Here is a 19,030-nt window from a genome sequence, read left to right as displayed (position 1 = left end):
GTTGGCGATGCGCGTCTGTCCTCCTCTCAACCTCAACGCCTGATAAAAGGCTGTTAATATGCAAAGCCAAAACATCCGTATTCGGCTGAAGGCATTTGACTATCGCGTTCTGGATGCCAGCACGCAAGAGATCGTCAACACTGCCAAGCGGACCGGCGCGAACGTGCGCGGCCCGATCCCGCTGCCGAACAAGATTGAGAAGTTCACGGTTCTCCGTGGCCCTCACGTTGACAAGAAATCCCGCGACCAGTTCGAGATCCGCACGCACAAGCGTCTCTTGGACATCGTTGATCCGACCCCCCAGACCGTGGACGCGCTGATGAAGCTCGACCTCGCTGCTGGTGTGGACGTCGAGATCAAGCTGCAGTCGTAATCGGAGGGTATGAGAATGCGCTCTGGTATTATCGCAAAAAAAGTTGGCATGACCCGCCTGTTCATGGAAGACGGCAAGCAGATCCCTGTGACCGTTCTTCACCTGGACAACCTGCAGGTCGTTGCACAGCGTACCGCTGACAAAGACGGCTACACCGCCGTTCAGCTGGGCGCAGGTGCTGCCAAGGCAAAACGAACCTCGAAGGCCATGCGCGGTCACTATGCCGCTGCAAAGGTTGAGCCCAAGCGTAAGCTGGCCGAGTTCCGCGTCTCCGAAGATGGCCTGATCGAAGTGGGCGCCGAGATTTCGGCAGAACACTTCCTGGAAGGTCAGAAAGTTGACGTTTCGGGTACCTCGATCGGTAAAGGCTTTGCCGGTGCAATGAAGCGCCACAACTTCGGTGGTCTTCGCGCCTCGCACGGTGTTTCGATCAGCCACCGTTCGCACGGCTCGACCGGTCAGTGTCAGGACCCGGGCAAGGTTTTCAAAGGCAAGAAGATGGCCGGTCACATGGGTGCTGCTCGTGTTACCACCCAGAACCTGGAAGTCGTCAAAACTGACGCCGACCGTGGTCTGGTCTTCATCAAAGGCGCCGTTCCCGGACCGAAATCGGGCTGGGTCACCGTCAAGGACGCCGTGAAGAAGAAAGCTCCGGAAGGCCTGCCTTTCCCGGCTGCTGTGAAATCGGCTGCAACCGAAGCACCCGCGGAAGAAGCTCCCGCGGAAGGTGGTGAAGCATGAAACTTGATGTAATCAAACTGGACGGCGGCAAAGCCGGCGACATCGAGCTGAACGCCGATCTGTTCGGTCTCGAGCCACGTGCGGACATCCTGCACCGTGTGGTCCGTTGGCAGCGCAACAACGCGCAGGCCGGCACCCACAAGGTGAAGACCCGCTCGGAAACCAGCTACTCGACCAAGAAGATCTATCGCCAGAAGGGCACCGGTGGCGCACGCCATGGTGACCGTAACGCGCCGATCTTCCGCAAGGGTGGTATCTACAAGGGCCCGACCCCTCGTTCGCACGGCCACGACCTGCCGAAGAAGTTCCGCAAGCTTGGCCTGCGCCACGCTTTGTCGGCAAAAGCCAAGGCAGGTGAACTGGTTGTGATCGAGAACGCCGAAGCCGAAGGCAAGACCGCCGCTCTGGCCAAACAGGTTGCAAACCTGGGCTGGAAACGCGCTCTGGTCATCGACGGCGCGACCGTGAACGAAGGGTTCCTGAAGGCGTCGCGCAACATCGAAGGTCTGGATATTCTGCCGTCGATGGGTGCAAACGTTTATGACATCCTCAAGCGTGACACCCTGGTGCTCACCAAAGCGGCTGTCGAAGCACTGGAGGCTCGTCTGAAATGAGCGCGAAGGCAGAACACTACGACGTGATCCGCAAGCCGATCATCACCGAAAAGTCGACCATGGCGTCCGAAAACGGCGCGGTTGTCTTTGAAGTGGCGATCGACAGCAACAAGCCGCAGATCAAAGAGGCCGTCGAGGCGCTGTTTGGTGTGAAGGTCAAGGCGGTGAACACCACCGTGACCAAAGGCAAGGTCAAGCGGTTCCGCGGCCAGTTGGGCCGTCGGAAAGACGTCAAGAAAGCATACGTGACCCTGGAAGAGGGCAACACCATCGACATCTCTACCGGTCTCTGATCGGAACTGTCTTTGGACAAACCAATAAGACCCCCGCGAAAGCGGGGGTTTTTCTTTAGGTGGCGACACCAAAAATTGAGCGCCATACCCAGCGCCTCGACAAGAAATGGATTGCTATGCCGGTAGGGTCGTCTATCTGGGATGCAACAAACAAAAGATATGGCAGGCGCATGACCCAATCCTCTTTCTCGACCCGGGCCAACCCGGATATGACCGTTGCGCGGGATTGGGTGTCGACGCTGGCAAAATATCGGGAGCCGAGCCAGCCGCGCAGTTGGTTCGAGCTTGGAGCCACCATAATCCCTTTCATCGCGCTTTGGGCGTTGGCGTGGGCGTCTTTGTCGGTCAGCTATTGGCTGGCTTTTGCAATCTCGGTTATAAATGCGGCGTTCCTGCTACGCCTGTTTGCCATACAGCATGATTGCGGGCACGGGGCGTTTTTCACGAACCGGACGGTCAGTGACTGGGTCGGGCGGGGGATCGGCGTGCTGACCCTGACACCCTATGACGTCTGGCGTCGTACGCATTCCACGCATCACAACTCTTCCGGTAATCTGGACAAGCGCGGGATGGGCGACGTCCATACGCTGACGGTGGACGAATACCGCGCACTGAAGCCGATGAGCCAGTTTTGGTACCGCGTGTATCGTCATCCGATCACCCTGTTTGGCTTTGGTCCTGGCTATTTGTTCCTGTTGCAGAACCGCCTGCCGCTAGGCCTGACAGGAATTCCGAAATTCTGGGTCAGCGCGATGGTGACAAACCTTGCCATTCTGACCGTGCTGGGGGCGATCTACTATTTTGGTGGCCTGATGCCGATGGTGCTGATCTTTCTGCCGTCAACGCTGGTTGCCGCTGCGGCTGGCGTTTGGCTATTTTACGTTCAGCACCAGTTTGAAGAGACGCAATGGGATCCCGACAAGGACTGGCAATTGCACGAGGCCGCCCTGCACGGCAGTTCGCATTACATCCTGCCATCCATATTGCAGTGGTTCACGGCCAATATTGGCATCCACCACGTCCACCACCTGTACAGCCGCATCCCGTTCTACCGCCTGACCGAAGTGCTGCGCGACCATGATGAACTGGCAAATAGCAACCGGATGACCATCCGTGAGAGCCTCGCCAACGCGCGCTTGCATTTGTGGGACGAGCAAAGCCGTCGCCTGTTGTCCTTTGCCGAGGCGCGGGCGCTGTATGGGTGAGCGGGTAGTTACCGCGGACAGTTGGGCAAGCGGAAAGACTTAAGATAGCCTGTGTGACCCTGGTAATAGGTAACACCATCGTCGTGCCCTCCGGTCTCTGATCGAACCGGTTTTTGGAGAGAGGTGAAAGCCCCCGCCAAAGCGGAGGTATTGTTTTCTGGTTTACGGGAAGTTTGCAGAGCTGCAGTCATCTTTGTGAATTTGCACAATGGGGCAAAACGCTGAATAAATGAAAAAGTCTTGAGCTCGGATTCTTACTCAGCAGCTTCGATCGGTTGTGATCTTGCGACGTTTTCCCTGGCCTCAGAGAGCAGCCATTCGCGGAAACTGTTGACGAGTGGGTCGTCGCGTTTTTCTTTTTGCGTTGCAATAGCATAGATGGTGAATGGAATCGTTGTGGCCCCGAACAATCGTACGAGGCGACCATCGTTGACCGAACTGCCTATGACGGCTTCATAGGCAAGCGATACCCCAAGACCAGCCTCTGCCGCAGTGGAAGCATATTCGCAGTTTGGATAAATCGGGTCACCACACGGAAGCTCGGCAACAACGCCTGCGGCACGGAACCATTCAGCCCATTGATCGTCAACTTCGTCACGAAACAGCGTCAAGCGCAACAGGTCCCTTGGATGAGAGATGTTTTCGCGTTCCAACAGCGATGGTGAAGCGACCGGATAACGCGCCGAGTTCAGGAATGGCACGACATCGACCCCTACCTCGGGGTCATCGCGCCACTTGATTACAACATCGGCATCGTTGGTTGCAAAATCTGTTGAGGGCGCGCCCTCGGCAATGCGCAGCCTGATCGCTTTCGCGTGCTCAAATCGCCCCATCCTTGGCACAAGCCATCGGGCGGCAAATCCCGGAGTGGACAATACCCGCAATGTTTGACCATGTGCGTCAGCCTTCGCCGCGCTGGTGCCGTCTTCGAGGTTGTCCAGCAGTTGCGTCAGTCGGCCTGCGTAGTCTCGACCGGTGCCGGTCAAACTGATCCTGTTACCTTCCCGGCGAAAAAGAGCGGTTGCGAGATAATCCTCCAATGCGCGGATTTGGTGCGAAATTGCTGAAGGGCTTAAGCAAAGTTCGTCCGCAGCATCTTTGAAGCTCAGATGCCGGGCTGCGGCCTCAAATGCTTTCACGGCCGAGAACGGGGGTAATTGCCGTTTCTTCACGCGTGAATTTCCCTCATCAAGCAATGAAAAACGATCTTTTGCGGTCAATAATACCTGTCGGCTAGGCTCGGGGCAATTCCTCATCTTTCGGAAGGAGGGAACAATGCTGTTCCTCAGACGTGTCACGCTCGCCGTGGCCGCACAGTTTCTTTTTGCCTTTTCCTTCGCGGTCGCGGCAGAGACCCCGACGGTTCCAGACGATTTGACGGAAGAGCTTCACCGCTGGATAGATACTGCCACGGACCTCCCAAGGGCGCCTTCACCAGCAAGCATCTTTTTTGCTGATACCAAGGATTTGGCTGAACCGAGTGAGATGGCTTCGATGATTGGCGGCACGCCCCGCGGGATCTATGATCCTGAAACGAAGAGGATAACGCTGGTCCTTCCTTGGAGCGCAGAAGACCCGCAGGACATTTCTGTCCTGCTGCACGAACTTATTCATCATCGTCAGGAGGGTAAGCATTATTACTGTGAGGCCGCCAAGGAACAGGTCGCCTATGGTTTGCAGCAGGCCTGGCTGGCCGAGCGCGACCTTTCGCTGGACGTCAATTGGATCGCGGTTGTCCTGGCTTCAAGTTGTACGGCACGCGACATTCATCCATAATGAGAGATTGTTGGTCTCGCGAAACAACGGCGTCGTTTTTACTGTGCCCCCTGACTGCTGAGTTGGTTCCGAATTTGAGTGCCAGAAAATCAGCAGGGCCCTATAGACACCTACCCCCAACACTGCTACATGCACCCAATCTTACGGCCTCGGATTCGTTCCGGGGCCTCTGATATTTGTAACCGGGGACCTTCGGGGCCCTATACCCTTGGCACCTACGGGGGCCTATCACATAGCAGGGAAATCCCCTGCACTTGCTAAACGGAAGACAGAAAGCATGGCACTTAAGTCGTACAAGCCGACGACGCCGGGCCAGCGCGGGCTGGTGCTGATCGACCGTTCGGAGCTTTGGAAAGGACGTCCGGTCAAGTCTCTCACTGAGGGTTTGACCAAATCGGGCGGCCGGAACAACACCGGACGGATCACTTCACGCCGCCGCGGCGGTGGCGCAAAGCGTCTCTACCGGATCGTTGACTTCAAACGGAACAAATTTGATGTCGCGGCAACCGTCGAGCGGATCGAATATGACCCGAACCGGACCGCATTCATCGCACTGGTAAAATACGAAGACGGCGAGCAGGCATATATCCTGGCTCCGCAGCGTCTGGCTGTTGGTGACAAAGTCGTGGCATCCGCCAAGGCTGACATCAAGCCGGGCAACGCAATGCCGTTCTCGGGCATGCCCATTGGTACCATCGTCCACAACATCGAGATGAAGCCTGGCAAAGGCGGTCAGATCGCACGTGCGGCTGGTACTTACGCTCAGTTCGTTGGTCGCGATGGCGGCTACGCTCAGATCCGTCTGAGCTCGGGCGAGCTGCGCATGGTCCGTCAGGAATGCATGGCCACCGTTGGTGCCGTGTCCAACCCCGACAACAGCAACCAGAACCTCGGTAAAGCCGGTCGTATGCGCCACAAGGGCGTTCGTCCCTCGGTTCGTGGTGTTGCAATGAACCCGATCGATCACCCGCATGGTGGTGGTGAAGGTCGTACCTCGGGTGGCCGTACGCCGGTTACTCCGTGGGGTAAGGACACCAAGGGTAAGCGTACCCGCAACAAGAACAAAGCGTCCCAGAAGCTGATCATCCGCTCGCGGCACGCCAAGAAGAAGGGACGTTAATCCATGTCTCGCTCTGTTTGGAAGGGTCCTTTCGTCGATGCTTACGTGCTGAAAAAAGCCGAAGCAGCGCGCGAGTCGGGCCGCAACGAAGTCATCAAAATCTGGTCGCGTCGTTCCACCATTCTGCCCCAGTTCGTGGGTCTGACCTTTGGTGTGTACAACGGCCAGAAGCATATCCCGGTAAACGTCTCGGAAGACATGATCGGTCAGAAGTTCGGTGAATACTCGCCGACCCGTACCTATTATGGCCACGCCGCAGACAAAAAAGCGAAGCGGAAGTAAGTCATGGGCAAGGAAAAGAACCCCCGCCGCGTGGCTGAAAACGAAGCAATGGCGAAAACGCGCATGCTTCGCACCAGCCCGCAGAAACTGAACCTGGTTGCGCAAATGATCCGCGGCAAGAAAGTTGAGAAGGCTCTGACCGACCTGACTTTCTCGAACAAGCGCGTCGCGCAGGATGTCAAGAAGTGCCTGCAGTCCGCAATCGCGAATGCCGAAAACAACCACAACCTGGACGTTGACGAACTGATCGTCGCCGAAGCATGGGTTGGCAAGAACCTGGTCATGAAGCGCGGTCGTCCGCGTGCCCGTGGCCGTTTCGGCAAGATCATGAAGCCGTTCTCGGAGATCACCATCAAGGTGCGTCAAGTTGAGGAGCAAGCCTAATGGGTCATAAAGTAAATCCGATCGGCATGCGCCTGCAGGTCAACCGCACCTGGGATAGCCGCTGGTACGCCGACACCAAGGACTACGGTGATCTTCTGCTGGAAGACCTCAAAATCCGTGAGTTCATCAACAAAGAGTGCAAGCAGGCCGGTGTTGCCCGTGTGATCATCGAACGTCCGCACAAGAAGTGCCGCGTCACGATCCACACTGCACGCCCCGGTGTCATCATCGGCAAGAAAGGTGCAGACATCGAAGTTCTGCGCAAAAAGCTTGCTCGCATGACCGACAGCGAACTGCACCTGAACATCGTCGAAGTGCGCAAGCCCGAGCTTGACGCGCAGTTGGTTGCCGAGTCCATCGCTCAGCAGCTGGAGCGCCGCGTCTCGTTCCGTCGCGCGATGAAGCGGTCGGTTCAGAACGCCATGCGCATGGGCGCCCTGGGTATCCGGGTGAACGTCGCTGGTCGTCTGGGCGGCGCCGAAATCGCACGGACCGAGTGGTACCGCGAAGGCCGCGTGCCTCTGCACACCCTGCGTGCCGACATCGATTACGCACATGCCGAAGCGATGACCCCCTACGGGATCATCGGGATCAAGGTCTGGATCTTCAAAGGTGAGATCATGGAGCACGATCCGCAGGCACGTGACCGTAAAGCACAGGAACTCCAGGACGGCCCTGCACCTCGTGGTGCTGGTGGCGGTCGTCGCTAAGGAGGGAAAGATATGCTTCAACCAAAGCGTACAAAATTCCGCAAGATGCACAAAGGCCGGATCAAGGGCGAAGCCAAGGGCGGCTCTGATCTGAACTTTGGCACCTACGGCCTGAAAGCCATCGAGCCTGAGCGTGTGACTGCACGTCAGATCGAAGCTGCGCGTCGTGCCATGACCCGCCACATGAAGCGTCAGGGTCGTGTCTGGATCCGCATCTTCCCCGACACTCCGGTCACTGCAAAGCCGATCGAAGTTCGTATGGGTAAAGGTAAAGGTTCCGTTGACCGTTGGGTTTGCAAGGTCAAGCCCGGTCGCGTGATGTTCGAGATCGACGGCGTCAATGACGACATCGCCCGCGAGGCCCTGCGCCTGGCCGCGATGAAGCTGCCAATCAAGACCCGCGTCGTGGTTCGCGAAGACTGGTAAGCGATAGGGGGCAACCCCGTTCGTGACTGAAAAGACCCCCGCCGGGACACCGGCGGGGGTTTTCTGTTTCAACGATGCGCTGCATTCGCGGTCGCGTGATTGGATTCGACGAAATACGAAGGCAGCCCTAGGCTGTCAGTCAGTTAGCCGGAGGTTCCCATGGTTCAGTTGCGCAAGAAAGTGCTTATCAAAGAAGTGATCACCACTGATCAACTGGGCCAGCCATGCCCACCCATCGTTCGCGTGGCAGCTATGGCCGTCTTTCAAAACCCACTGGCAGGCAAGTTTACAGAAGACTTATCGGACTTGTTCGAGATCGGCGGAGCGCTTGGTGCCGATCTGGCTGACGAGGCAATTGAGCAGCTGGACGGAGATCCGGTTTCATACGGCAAGGCGGCCATCGTCGGTATAAACGGAGATCTTGAACAAGGCGGGGCTGTGATCCATCCCAAGCTTGGTGCCCCGATGCGCGCGGCGGCCGGCGGGGGTGAGGCTGTGATCCCATCAAATGCAAAACTGGGTGCGCCGGGTTGCACAATTGATCTGCCGCTGGGACACAAGGACAACCCGTGGTCCTTCGATCATTTCGACACTATGACACTGAATGTACCCGATGCGCCGAAACCGGACGAGATTGTATTGTGCCTTGCCTATGCGGATGGTGGCCGCCCTATCCCGCGCTGTGGCAAAGGACCCCTTAAGACCTAACCCTGGAAACATTAACTGGCCTTGGTGCAAGGGCTGGGTTATGCCCGGCCCATGCCACAGATTGATTCACTCTTCGTCACCCGCCTCTACCGCGCTGCCCTTTCTGAATTCGATCCGAAGATCGACCCGGAAGAGCTGGAAAATTCATGCATCGTCATCGCCGAGGATGATGAGGCCGGACAGGACTGGTGTGAGGAAAACGGTTATCCCGGTTATACCAGCTACGCCTCTCTGACCGATCTGCCGTGGCGGTTCCCAATATTTGCCGATCTGGTCAAGGTTCTGGATCAGCACGTGGCCGCGTTTGCCACGGATCTTGAGTTTGACCTGGGCGAAGGAGAACTGAAGCTTGAGGATCTGTGGATCAACATCCTGCCCGAAGGCGGGATGCATTCCAGCCACCTGCACCCTCACAGCGTGATCTCAGGCACAACTTACGTCGCGATGCCAGAAGGCGCCAGCGCGCTGAAACTGGAAGACCCTCGGTCCGGCCGCATGATGGCCGCGCCCACGCGCCTCAAGGGTGGTCGGCGTAACTTGCAGCCGTTCATCTATGTAAAGCCGAAGGTGGGGGACGTGTTGCTGTGGGAAAGCTGGCTGCGCCATGAGGTTCCGATGAACATGGCCGAGGACGAACGGATCAGCGTCAGCTTCAATTACCGTTGGGATTAACAAACCTGGTCATAGCGGGGCACCAAAGCCTTCCCGTCCGCGTATCAACTGCGGTTGCATACGTCTTCCGACAGTGCAGGCCGTGAGGCCTGAAAATAAAGTCGACCAGCCATGATGAGCGTTATCTTTTCGTAATCCTGACGTCCACAAACCAGTTTTTGTCAAATCTGCCCTGCGTGCTGGTCAGCGACCTTCCCGCCGAAAAATCAGGTGGCAGGTTCTGACTTATCGAGAATCCGACAACAATCGAACTCTTGAACAAGTAATTCGTGCGGCCGGACACGCGCAATTGACCGCTATCAGAAAGCGATGCGCTATAGCTCTTGGGCCGCGACGCTCCGCCCTTGGCGAATTCCTGAGCACTGATCAACTGAAACCCGTTGGCGGACTTGCGGTAGTGTAATCGCAAGACCAGCTTTGTGCCTGAACCCGCGTCTTTGCCATTGGGGTTCGCCCGTCGGCTGATATCGATGACATAATCCCCATATAGCGGGCTGGACGCATCGGCACGGGGATTTGGCAACGCCACTGAAACGCGGCTGTCAGGCTGCACATTGCTATCAAGTGGCGGTTCGGGTTTCGCGATGTTTTTCAGAACAGCATAGCTTTTCTCGGTCAGGTATCCGGTTCCCTCTGAACCGCTTTGCCCCTGAAATCGACGCAAGGCCGCGCGAGACCGCGCACCGAATATCCCGTCAACTGGCCCGGCGGAATAGCCCAGAGCATTCAGACCGCGCTGAATACTTCGATAGTCGCTTCGGCTTAAGTTCAACGCAGTTTCGGTTTCCAGCGCCATGTCTTGTTGCGCATTCTCCCGACCCCCCTGGTCGGCTGTATTCTTCGAAATCAAGGACAGGTCGCCTGCATTCCTTTGGTCATCCGAGGCCTTCGTTTTTGGCTGAGCCTGATTGCCAATCGCGCCAGCGACCTCGCCAGCGTACTGTCCGGCCCTTGTGTTCGGATAGAGTTGCGCGATCATTTCCAATGCGCCCTTCTTCACACTGTCATCTTCCAGCTTCAGTGCTTCGCGCAGGACGCGTTGAGCCGCGTCTTCGCGTTCGTCAGCAGGGAGGGGTTCTGCGGTTGCAGAGTTTTGGTCTAATTCGGTTGAAGGAGCCTTGATTGCTGCAGGAACAAGGAAGATGTCGCGCCCGGGCAGTGAGCCATAGGTGAACGGCTCCTGATAGCCCTCAGTCAGGTCAAAAACTGTGTCCCGCACTTTGCGGAAAAGCTTTCCCAATTCCAGACCGGGCACTTCGATATGCTCCAGCAAAGCCTGCGCGTAAGGGCTGTTGCGGCCCACGCCATCCAATGCCAGCGTCCCACTGCGCGCGGAATACCCGACAAGTACGCCGCCCGGGTCGATACGTCCCAATCCCCGGCCAATCGACCGGGTCGCCGTGGTTCGGACCATTTGCGACACGAACGGATTGTTCCGGCAGGCGTCCACAAGAACCAGTTTCAGGCCCTTGGCCGTTGAAACTGAATTCAGCATTGTCTCCAACCGGATGGCCTCGAACTCTACATCCTTGTCACTTCTGAGTTCCGCGTTTGTGGGTATCAGATAGTTTGTATTGTCGATTTCGATTCCGTGGCCCGCAAAGTAGACCAGCACCATATCTGCGTCGTCTGTTTCCTCGGAAAAATCCCGAAGGGTAAGCCGCATGTCTCGGTAATCGAGGTTGTATTTTTCGGTGACAACAAACCCGATCCGCCCAAGCGCGGCGGCTACGTCCCTGGCGTCGTTGGCCGAGTTGGGAATGTCCGAAACGTGGTCATACTGTGCGTTGCCGATTACAAGCGCCACACGCTTTGCCTCGGCTGATGTCGCAATACTCAGGCAAAGTGCCAGGCCCCAGAAAAAGCAAAGACCCATCCGCAAGCCGCGACGGAATTGATGAGTTTGGCATCTAAGCATAAGTAGCAGCAGATTTTTTAACCTGAGTATACTCTATCACACCCTGGCCTGCCCCGCGACGTCAAGCTGGCGCACGCGGTACTTAGAAGGATTTCACGGCTTCTGGTTTTGACGAAGAACAGAAAATATCAACGACAAACCAATATTTTGCCGCTCATCGGTGACCGGTCCGTTTTCACATGACCAAGCATCTTGCCGTAAATGCCTGAACCGATCACTGTTCCTACATGCCGAACCACCAGATCCGAAAACTGGAAGCAGCCAAACCGGTGCTACCGGAAAGCCGTGGTCATTTCTTGCCTGCCACAATGCGGTCCAGAATGAGAGCACAGAAGAGGATTGCCAGACCCGCCAGTATGCCTTGCCCAGCGGCAGCATATTGCAGAGCCTCCAGCACATCTTCGCCCAGACCTTTCGCACCAATCAGTGATGCAACAACGACCATGGCAAGTGACATAAGTATGGTCTGGTTGACGCCAGCCATGATGGTCTTGTGCGCCAGCGGCAGATCTACTTTCCACAACAGATAGCGCGGCGTTGCGCCAAATGCGAGGGCAGCCTCGCGCACGGTTTCCGGCACTTGCTGCAGACCCAGGACGGTAAAGCGGATCACCGGTGGGCTTCCAAAGATCATTGTCGCGACGACTCCGGCGGGTTTGCCGGACCCGATGAAGGCGACAACTGGGATTAGATACACGAAGGACGGCATCGATTGCATGAAGTCCAGGATTGGCCGCACGATGGCAAACGCTCGGGGGCGGCGTGCACAGTAAATGCCAAGCGGAATACCCAGCGTGATCGAGATCAGCGCAGCGGCCCCCAGCAGGGCAATAGTTGTCATCGCCTTCTCCCAGAAATCCAGCAGGCCGAGATAAGCCAATGCCGCGCCGGTGAAAATTGCCACGCGCGGGCCAGCGGAAAGATAAGCCAGCATGATTATGACCAGCCCCACGACCGGCCACGGGGTGTCGACCAGAACCACTTCGATCCAGTCCAGAAGGGTGCGCATTCCGTAGGTCAACCCATCGAAGAAACCGCGTCCGGCTGTTTTGGTCCACTCGAATACGGCCTGTACGCCGTCACCCACGTTGAGCCGCCAATCCCGGTTTGTCGGAAAGGTCTTTAGAACAGACAGTGCATCAGGTTGCGCAAACTTGATGGCAGAAAGAACAACAACAACTACGGTCAGCAGGGACGCAACGACCATCCGGGTCACGGACCATCCATTAGCCACGCTGGAATCCGATCGCCAGCGCGCGAACTGACCTTCCAGCGTCCAGTTGGCCAACGACGCCGCGAGGAGTTTGACGGCTAGCAGCAGGAAAAGCCCGACCGCCAGATAGGTGATACCGGTAGAGTCTGCGCTCTGTGCGGCTTCCTGCGCTCCGGCCAGGGCGCCTTCCAGCGACTCTGCCGCGCGTTTTAGGGACTCCAGCGACGCAGCGCCGGATTGTTCCGCCGCCTCGATCTGCTGTCGACGCAGCGCCAGAGTTTGTTCGATCTGATCGGCCCGTTCGCGAAACTCCCGACCCAGATCACCGAAAAGACCCAAGCCGATCTGAATGTAAGCGAGTGTTTCAAGCACCAGAAAGCCCAGGAACCAGGACCAGAGACCTCGCGCGCCGAACCAGATCGGGCCGAGAACGGCGGCAGCCTTGTTCAGGGTGAACCGATAACCCGGCGCCTGCATCATATAGGCAAAGGTCTTTTGATAATATGCTTGGCTTTGCCCGACAAAATCAGCGATCAAACCTTCCAGACGGTCGGCAGTTTCGGGTTTGACCTGCTGCGCATCAACGTGTTTCATCGTTGTCCCCTTAGGCCTGACTGTTCTGAATGGCGCGGATAAGCCCTGCGCGGTTGATCACGCCCACGGTCTTGCCGTCTTGGGTGACTGCGACCACTCCGTGCCCTTCGACACAAAGGTTCATCAGGTCGGACAGATCCATGTCGGGATGGGCCTCTTTGGCGTCATTGGGAACTTCGCCGTGATGGGCCTCGAATTCGTCGACCGGTTTCATCACCGAGTGCGCAAAGATCATGTTGAGCTTGGAAATCCCGGCGACGAAATCGGCGACATAATCGTCGGCGGGATTGAGGATGATTTCTTCCGGCGTGCCGATCTGAACGATGCGCCCATCCTTCATGATCGCGATGCGGTGGCCGATACGGATCGCCTCATCAAGGTCATGGGTGATAAACATCGTGGTCTTGTTGAGCTTGTGGCTGAGTTCCATGAACTGGTCTTGCAATTGCTTCCTGATCAGCGGATCGAGGGCCGAGAATGGTTCGTCCATCAGCAGGATTTCAGGGTCTGCAGCGATCGCCCGGGCAAGGCCGACACGCTGCTGCATGCCGCCGGACAACTCATGTGCATATTTGTCTTCCCAGCCATTGAGCTCTACCAGTTCGAGAACGCGATCTGCCTCTTCCCAGCGACGCGCCTTGCCGGTGCCGCGAATTTCCAGAGGCATGGCCACGTTGTCGCGGACAGTGCGGTGGGGCATCAGGCCGAAGTTCTGGAACACCATGGCGACGCGGCGGTTCCGCAAATCGCGAAGCCCGTCATCGTTCAGACCCATCACGTCATCGCCGTCCAGGTAGATGTGGCCATCGGTGGGTTCCAGCAGGCGATTCACGTGGCGCACTAGGGTCGATTTACCCGACCCGGAAAGGCCCATGACGCAAAACAGCTCGCCGCGCTCGATCTCAAAGCTGGCATCAGCGACGCCGACAACACAGTTGAACTGCTCCAGCACCTCGGCCTTGCTCAACCCTTCACTGTGAATGGCTTTCAGTGCGTCCCGCGCGCGTGCTCCGAACACTTTCCACACGCCGCGTGCATCGATTGCGATATCCGCTGTCATACTGGCCCCACCTTGGTCTAGCTTTCAGAATGTGCCCCCGACAACCTGGCCGGGGGCACTGGGTATCAGTTGGTTTTCAGGCCCAGCCAGCCGTCGACGGTATCGCCGTTCGCGGCGATCCATTCGGCCACAACTTCATCCGTTTCGCGCCCTTTAACGACAACTTCGTAGGTTAGGCCGCTGAGTTGATCAGCATTCATGTTGATGTTGCTCAGGAAAGAAGCTGCGGCCGGATTGCGCTGCTCCAAAGATTTGGAGTGGGCAACCGTCACGGTTTTCACAGGCTCGCCTGTGCTGACATGCGATTTGTTGTACCAATCCGCGTCCTGATCCGGCTGAACCATCTTGTATGTGGCCGCGTCGTGTGCGGGTTCTTCAAGGATTGTCACATCATACAGCGCGTGCACATAATGCGGCGCGTAGCAGTAGAAAGCGGCGCCTTTTTTCTGGTCGATTTGATCTTTGAGACGGGAATAGAACACCGTCTCATCTTCGGTTGTCGGAGTCAGGAACGTTTCGATACCATAGTCGCGCACACGCACCTTAAAGGTGTTGGTTGAGGCCCAGCCCGACGCGCCGACCCAAACTTCGCCCATGCCATCGCCGTCAGAGTCGAACAATTCCTGGGCCATAGGCGTGGCCAGATCATAGATCGACTTGATGCTGTGATCATCGACCATGTAGTTGGGAACGCAAATCCCGGCCCGGCCCTCGTAGCTGCTTGAAGACAGCGCGACGGTGCCTTTCTGGTCGACGTATTCATCGGTGAAGGAAGACTGGTTCGGCAACCAGACATCGGGGTGCACATCAATGTCCCCTCGCCCGCCATCCATTGCGGCAAAAATCACGGCGTTGGCGCCCGGCGCATAGCCCACCTCTCCGCCCAAACGCGTTTCGATAACCTGCCCGATGACGCGGCTCATGATTTTGGCGCCGGGCCAGCTGGGTTCGCCCACCATGACCTTGTCTTGCGCCAACGCTGAAGTAGCACCCAAGGCGAAAGCCAGTGTTGCCGTAAGTGTTGTCAGTTTCTTCATATCAAATTCTCCCGTTGCGTTGTGTTGGATGCGCATCAGACGCGCGCCCGCTTGCGTTGCGGGTCTATGAATGGAATGTCCGATACCGTTGCCCCCAGGCGTTTCATCCGCCCGTCGAGTTGCCCAATTTCAAGTTGCGTGCCGTTCTCGGCATGCTCGACCGACAGCCGCGCCATGGCGATCGCGTGTTCAAGCATCGGTGATCGGATGGCCGAAGTGACCACGCCCACCTGCCGTTCGCCAGCAAAGACCGAAGCGCCATGAGCAGGCACATCATCGCACCCGATCAACAATCCCTTGAGCACGCGGCGCGGCTCTCGCGCGTTTCGCTCAAGCGCAGATTTGCCCGTAAAGCTCGCCTTGTTCAGATCGACCGCGAAGTCCAAACCGGCCTCGAACGCGTCGACGCCCGGCGCAAACTCGGCATTTGCCGCGGCCAATCCGGCTTCGATCCGGATGATGTCCAGCGCAGCCGAGCCCATGGGTGTGATCCCAAACTCTTCACCCGCCTCCATCACCGCATCCCAGATCGCTAGCGCGTCGGTCTTGGAACAGAAGACTTCGTAACCCAGTTCCCCGGTATAACCCGAGCGTGAGAGCATGAATGGCGCACCATCGCGATCATTGAGCCGGGCAATTGTGACCCCGAACCACTTCAGGTGATCCAGCGAAGGCACATGTGGCTGAGTGAAGGCAATCTTGCGCAGCAAGTCGCGGGATTTTGGCCCCTGAATGGCAAGGTTTGGCATCGCGTTCCGCATCGCGTGCACCCGAACCTGCAGGCCCATATCCATCGCCAATGCCTGCAGCGAACGACCACTTTCCTCGGATCCGCAGCACCAACGGAAGATTTCGGGCGCAAGACGGAAAAGCGTGCCGTCATCGATAACCGAGCCGCTTTCGTCACACATCAACGTGTAGGACCCACGCCAGACCGGCAGCTTCGCCACGTTGCGAGTTGTTGCCTGCTGCAGCAGTTTCTCGGCGTCCGGGCCAACAATATCGAATTTGCGCAACCCGCTCATGTCCTGAACTGTCACGGCCTCACGACAGGCCCAGTATTCACCCAAGGTGCCGTGCGCCGGAAAGCTGACTGGTGCCCATAGATCACGTGCAGGCGCGAATTGTTGGGTCAACGGGGCCAGCCGATCATGAAATGCGGATTCCTGACTGATCGACATCGGGGCATCTTCCTTTTCACGATAGGCAACCGCACGGCGGATCGGCGTTTCTGGGCGGTAGATGCGGACGTGAACATCCGTCGGGTTCCAGCCATTGATCGGGTCAATATCGTCCGGGCAAGCGGTCGAAACGCACACCAGGTCCTCCATAGCGCGCATGGCGACATAGTCACCGGGGCGGGAATAGGACTCCTCGGTCAGAATGTGATGCGTCGCCGGATCAACCCATGTGTTCCAGAAAAAATTGATCGCGGGCCAGGCCGAACGACGCGCGACACCGTAAGGCGCCAGCGCATTGGACATGTTATCGGAACAGTTCACGTGGCCGGGAAAGCCGCGCTCTTCATAACCTCGGGCGGTGCAAGCCAGACCGAAAGTGTCGTGGCGCCCACAGGTGTCCTGCACCACATTGAGAAGTGGTCGCATCTCACGATCGTAGAACTTGTCCAGCAACCCCGGGCCAGGATAGGCGCGTCGCACCATTGATCGCGTCGCCGTCGAGTCGATCATCCATTCGACTCCATGTTTCAGCTCATCGGAACGAAGCACCATGAAGTCCGAGCACTGCTGCCCTTCCACGTCGATGATCTGAACGAATTCGCCCGCTTTCAATTCGTAAGCCAGCGCCGTTCCTCGCGGTACAGTAAACTCGTCCCGGACATCTCCCAGAAGTGGCGGCAGCTGAGGCTGGTCCGAGACTGCACATTGATGGGAGACCGTAACGCATCCGGTATCGGTTCCCTCAACCAAGCCAGAAATGAGCGTTGGCCTGATCAACCAAAATGTCACGCGTTTTTCGACACGCAACACCAGCGGTTCTGATGAGGCCATTAGCCTGAAACACGCGACTTCCTGCCTTGGATCTCCGCCATTTGCACCAATCCAACCTGTAAAAGGGTCGCTGTTGAATGCACCTTGATCAACCGTTCCGTTCGCTTGCAGTTTCAGTCGAGCAAGCGCAGGCCTCCCATCGGCAAACGCAACAATGTCCAGCGGATAACCCTGCGATGTCGCCTCAAATGACAGCAGGTCGCCCTCGGCGGCTTCAACACGGTGCGCGTCGCGTGGTGCCAGCACATATTCTCGGACACCCGAGGCCTTCGGAAAGCCCGGGAATCTGCGTCCCGGGCCAACAAACCCGGCATTCGTGAACTCGTGTAGGACAGCTGAACCATGCATGTTGCCGTAGGATTCTCATTTATGAAACTAGTTACAGAGGTTGATGAAACTGGTTACATATGTCAATACTTTCGTTGAAGGTAGAAAAAATAGGCGCGATACCACGTGACACAAAAAGACCCGACGTTGAAAAAACGCGCAAATCTCAGAGATGTTGCGAAAGCAGCGGGCGTATCGGTCGCAACCGTATCCCGGGTGCTGAACGAACCGGGTGTTGTGAAAAAGGAAACTCTGGAGAAAGTTCAGAAAGCAATTGCGGATCTTCGATTCGTCCCCAGCGCGGCCGCCAGAGCAATCAACTCTGGTCGGACCCGTTTCGTGGGTGCGCTGGTACCAACGTTGGACAATGCCATTTTCGCTCGGTTTCTTGCCGCGCTCGAACGCAGACTGTCCCAAGATGGGCTTTCACTGATCGTAGCCACAACTGAGTCAGACCTGGAGGTTGAAGCCGAAAAGGCGAAGGGGCTGGTTGATATCGGGGCTGAAGGGCTGATCATTACTGGCGCAACACACGCCGCTGAATTTCACGACCTGATCGAGCGCACAAGAATCCCCACGATCGTCACATCATACTTTGACGTCTCCAACCCTTTTCCAACGATTGGGTACGATAACAAGGCCGCGGCACAATTGGCCCTACGGCATCTGATTAAGCTTGGACACCGGCGGATTGCAGTTGTTCACGGCCCTGTTCACAACAATGACCGAACACAGGCCCGACTTTCCGGGCTGCACGAGCTGAATTGGGATGGCGAGATAACGACAGCCGAAACCGAAATAAGCCTCCGGGGCGGCGCCGAGGCTACTGCACGCATCGTCAACATGTCGGTCAAACCAGATGCGATCCTGTGTCTGTCGGACGTTGTGGCACTAGGGGTTTTGTTTGGTCTTCAATCCAACGGCATCAGTGTCCCGGACGAGGTGTCTCTAATGGGCCTGGATGACCTGCCGAGCTCTGCCGTGGCTGTACCTTCCATCACAACAGTTCATCTTCCAGTTTCAACAATGGGTGAAAGGGCAGCGATCGCATTGGCGCGTTGGATTTCCACTCAAGAGAGACCTGAGCCTGAAAGGTTAGAGGCAGACCTGGTTGAAAGAAGTTCGACCATTCGAAAGGGCGCTTTCGACGAATACGGCTGACTTTCGAAAAACCGTCCGCGAATACCCATTCGCTGGCCTCCGCAACGCTCTAAATACGAAACCTGACGAAGTTCGAGGTTGGTGGCATTGGACTTATTCCTACAAGCGATACAATCCACCGAGAGAGGCTGATTGAGCCTTTCTCGCACCTCCGGTCTTTGTGTCTGACCGTCTTGGCCGAAAGCAGCTCAATCCACAATCAACTTCGAGCCCCAAGTAACCGCCTGAAAGGACGGATTTCGCTTTGTGACGCTGCCTTAGGAGCTAGGGGGCTTCGGTCACAGTCAAACTCGGCTGCCGGACATCTCAGCCCTCTGGAGTATACCAGATTGGCGAAGTGTAAGCGCGCTCCTGTGTTGAGGTAGGCACATCTGCGGGCAGTTCGTCCCCGAACCGAACGGCAT

General features: G+C 57.1%; 21 protein-coding genes. 14 read left to right on the top strand and 7 right to left on the bottom strand.

Translation table 11 applies throughout. From position 1 onward, the window contains the following. The first annotated feature begins 58 nt into the window (after positions 1–58). From rpsJ to ACR0J8_RS18015, 5 genes are all read left to right on the top strand, one after another. Positions 59–373, top strand: coding sequence for a 30S ribosomal protein S10 (gene rpsJ / locus ACR0J8_RS18035; RefSeq protein WP_008756422.1), 315 nt, complete (start codon positions 59–61; stop codon positions 371–373). A 15-nt stretch (positions 374–388) separates the two neighbouring features. Continuing rightward, a complete protein-coding gene (rplC, locus tag ACR0J8_RS18030; RefSeq protein WP_170351686.1) occupies positions 389–1,114 on the top strand; it encodes a 50S ribosomal protein L3 in 726 nt (241 codons plus the stop codon). Beyond that, entirely contained in the window at positions 1,111–1,728 is a 618-nt protein-coding gene (rplD, locus tag ACR0J8_RS18025; RefSeq protein WP_155148664.1) for a 50S ribosomal protein L4, read from the top strand. Before rplC ends, rplD begins: the two co-directional genes overlap by 4 nt. Continuing rightward, positions 1,725–2,021 carry a 50S ribosomal protein L23 gene (locus ACR0J8_RS18020; protein WP_170806952.1) on the top strand — a complete coding sequence of 99 codons (297 nt, stop codon included), beginning with the start codon at positions 1,725–1,727 and terminating at the stop codon, positions 2,019–2,021. The genes rplD and ACR0J8_RS18020 overlap by 4 nt, the downstream gene beginning before the upstream one ends. Positions 2,022–2,191: 170 nt before the next feature. Then, positions 2,192–3,226 carry a fatty acid desaturase gene (locus tag ACR0J8_RS18015; protein WP_480523801.1) on the top strand — a complete coding sequence of 345 codons (1,035 nt, stop codon included), beginning with the start codon at positions 2,192–2,194 and terminating at the stop codon, positions 3,224–3,226. A 254-nt stretch (positions 3,227–3,480) separates the two neighbouring features. On the opposite strand, the gene ACR0J8_RS18010 is transcribed toward ACR0J8_RS18015, so the two are convergent. Further along, positions 3,481–4,398 carry a LysR substrate-binding domain-containing protein gene (locus ACR0J8_RS18010; RefSeq protein ID WP_480523803.1) on the bottom strand — a complete coding sequence of 306 codons (918 nt, stop codon included), beginning with the start codon at positions 4,396–4,398 and terminating at the stop codon, positions 3,481–3,483. 103 nt (positions 4,399–4,501) lie between these two features. On the opposite strand from ACR0J8_RS18010, the gene ACR0J8_RS18005 reads away from it, so the two are divergent. From ACR0J8_RS18005 to ACR0J8_RS17970, 8 genes are all read left to right on the top strand, one after another. Further along, positions 4,502–5,002 (top strand): DUF6647 family protein, encoded by a 501-nt coding sequence (locus ACR0J8_RS18005; RefSeq protein WP_480523805.1) that lies wholly within the window; start codon positions 4,502–4,504, stop codon positions 5,000–5,002. 277 nt (positions 5,003–5,279) lie between these two features. Next, positions 5,280–6,122 carry a 50S ribosomal protein L2 gene (rplB, locus tag ACR0J8_RS18000; protein ID WP_008757664.1) on the top strand — a complete coding sequence of 281 codons (843 nt, stop codon included), beginning with the start codon at positions 5,280–5,282 and terminating at the stop codon, positions 6,120–6,122. A 3-nt stretch (positions 6,123–6,125) separates the two neighbouring features. Then, on the top strand, positions 6,126–6,404 hold the full coding sequence (gene rpsS / locus ACR0J8_RS17995; protein WP_005980699.1) for a 30S ribosomal protein S19: 279 nt from the start codon (positions 6,126–6,128) through the stop codon (positions 6,402–6,404). Between the two features lie 3 nt (positions 6,405–6,407). Beyond that, positions 6,408–6,788: a 50S ribosomal protein L22 gene (gene rplV, locus ACR0J8_RS17990; protein WP_039538267.1), complete on the top strand. Its 381-nt coding sequence runs from the start codon at positions 6,408–6,410 to the stop codon at positions 6,786–6,788. Further along, positions 6,788–7,498, top strand: coding sequence for a 30S ribosomal protein S3 (rpsC, locus tag ACR0J8_RS17985; protein ID WP_008758042.1), 711 nt, complete (start codon positions 6,788–6,790; stop codon positions 7,496–7,498). Before rplV ends, rpsC begins: the two co-directional genes overlap by 1 nt. Before the next feature lie 12 nt (positions 7,499–7,510). Further along, entirely contained in the window at positions 7,511–7,924 is a 414-nt protein-coding gene (gene rplP, locus ACR0J8_RS17980) for a 50S ribosomal protein L16 (RefSeq protein ID WP_170615802.1), read from the top strand. 159 nt (positions 7,925–8,083) lie between these two features. Continuing rightward, positions 8,084–8,632, top strand: a complete 549-nt coding sequence (locus ACR0J8_RS17975; RefSeq protein ID WP_480523807.1) for an amino acid synthesis family protein — start codon at positions 8,084–8,086, stop codon at positions 8,630–8,632. 51 nt (positions 8,633–8,683) lie between these two features. Beyond that, on the top strand, positions 8,684–9,304 hold the full coding sequence (locus ACR0J8_RS17970; protein WP_480523809.1) for a 2OG-Fe(II) oxygenase family protein: 621 nt from the start codon (positions 8,684–8,686) through the stop codon (positions 9,302–9,304). Positions 9,305–9,425: 121 nt separating this feature from the next. On the opposite strand, the gene ACR0J8_RS17965 is transcribed toward ACR0J8_RS17970, so the two are convergent. The 5 genes from ACR0J8_RS17965 to ACR0J8_RS17945 all read right to left on the bottom strand — a co-directional run bounded on the left by ACR0J8_RS17965 (position 9,426) and on the right by ACR0J8_RS17945 (position 17,486). After that, on the bottom strand, positions 9,426–11,180 hold the full coding sequence (locus ACR0J8_RS17965; RefSeq protein WP_480891493.1) for a caspase family protein: 1,755 nt from the start codon (positions 11,178–11,180) through the stop codon (positions 9,426–9,428). A 331-nt stretch (positions 11,181–11,511) separates the two neighbouring features. Further along, complete coding sequence (locus ACR0J8_RS17960) at positions 11,512–13,029, bottom strand: ABC transporter permease (RefSeq protein ID WP_480523813.1); 1,518 nt, start codon at positions 13,027–13,029, stop codon at positions 11,512–11,514. A 10-nt stretch (positions 13,030–13,039) separates the two neighbouring features. Then, the gene (locus ACR0J8_RS17955) at positions 13,040–14,089 is read right to left on the bottom strand and encodes a quaternary amine ABC transporter ATP-binding protein (RefSeq protein WP_170806960.1); all 1,050 of its coding nucleotides are present in this window, start codon (positions 14,087–14,089) and stop codon (positions 13,040–13,042) included. 65 nt (positions 14,090–14,154) lie between these two features. Next, positions 14,155–15,126 (bottom strand): ABC transporter substrate-binding protein, encoded by a 972-nt coding sequence (locus ACR0J8_RS17950; RefSeq protein ID WP_480523815.1) that lies wholly within the window; start codon positions 15,124–15,126, stop codon positions 14,155–14,157. Between the two features lie 35 nt (positions 15,127–15,161). Beyond that, positions 15,162–17,486, bottom strand: a complete 2,325-nt coding sequence (locus tag ACR0J8_RS17945) for a DUF1989 domain-containing protein (protein ID WP_480523817.1) — start codon at positions 17,484–17,486, stop codon at positions 15,162–15,164. Positions 17,487–17,591: 105 nt separating this feature from the next. Between ACR0J8_RS17945 and ACR0J8_RS17940 the strand changes: the two genes are divergently transcribed. Next, entirely contained in the window at positions 17,592–18,626 is a 1,035-nt protein-coding gene (locus tag ACR0J8_RS17940) for a LacI family DNA-binding transcriptional regulator (RefSeq protein WP_480891488.1), read from the top strand. Between the two features lie 306 nt (positions 18,627–18,932). On the opposite strand, the gene ACR0J8_RS17935 is transcribed toward ACR0J8_RS17940, so the two are convergent. After that, the coding region (locus ACR0J8_RS17935; protein ID WP_480523828.1) for a DUF3604 domain-containing protein at positions 18,933–19,030 on the bottom strand (98 nt) is incomplete at its 5' end.

The organism is Ruegeria sp. N11, assembly GCF_056531525.1.
The sequence above is the reverse complement of the archived record's forward strand: the minus strand, read 5'-3'. Positions and strand labels throughout refer to the sequence as shown.